At 74.2% G+C, this 656-nt stretch carries 1 protein-coding gene; it reads right to left on the bottom strand.

Annotation, left to right across the window (positions count from 1 at the left end; translation table 11 throughout):
* Nucleotides 1–639: amidohydrolase family protein (locus Q0L15_RS23095; RefSeq protein WP_296607201.1), on the bottom strand; the 639-nt coding region annotated here is incomplete at its 3' end.
* Nucleotides 640–656 lie beyond the last annotated feature (17 nt).

Below are 656 nucleotides of genomic sequence, written 5' to 3' on the forward strand. Positions count from 1 at the left end.
GCTGGCCCGGATGCCGAGCTCGGCCAGCCGGCGGACGTCGTCGCGCCGGGCCATCTGCACGTGCTCGACCGAGCCCCCGGCGCCGGTCTCGGCGAACGCCGCCAGGGCCTCCTCCACGGCGGCGTCGCCGATCGCGTGGCAGGCGACCTCGAGGCCCGCGGCGTTCGCGCGCGCGAACAGCTCGCGCAGCTCCGCGCCGTCGAGGTTCGGCTGGCCCGCCGGGTACTCCAGCCGGTGCGCGTCGCCGTACGGCTCGCAGCACCAGGCGGTCCGGGTGTTCAGCGATCCGTCGCTGATGATCTTGAGCGGGCCCATCGTCAGCCGCGGGTCCCACGCCAGCGGGTCGCCGGTGCGCAGGCCCGCGGCGATCACGTCGTCGAGGGTGTCGGCGTACGTCGCCCACCGGATCCGGAGCACGTCGCACCCCTGCGTCCATCGCTCCGACCACTCCTCGCGGCTGGCGCCGAACTCGAAGTCGACCATGCCGGTGATGCCCTGCGCCGCCGCGGTGTCGAGCATCCGGCGGTAGGCCTCCGGCGAGGTGCCGTCGTTGCCGACCAGGGTGACCAGGCGCGGGTACGCCGCGAACCACTCGGTCTCGCGGACCACGGAGTCGCGCACCGGCATCGCGAAGTGCATCAGCGCCGTGGTGTTCA

The organism is Nocardioides sp. (assembly GCF_024509035.1).
Lineage (GTDB): Bacteria > Actinomycetota > Actinomycetes > Propionibacteriales > Nocardioidaceae > Nocardioides.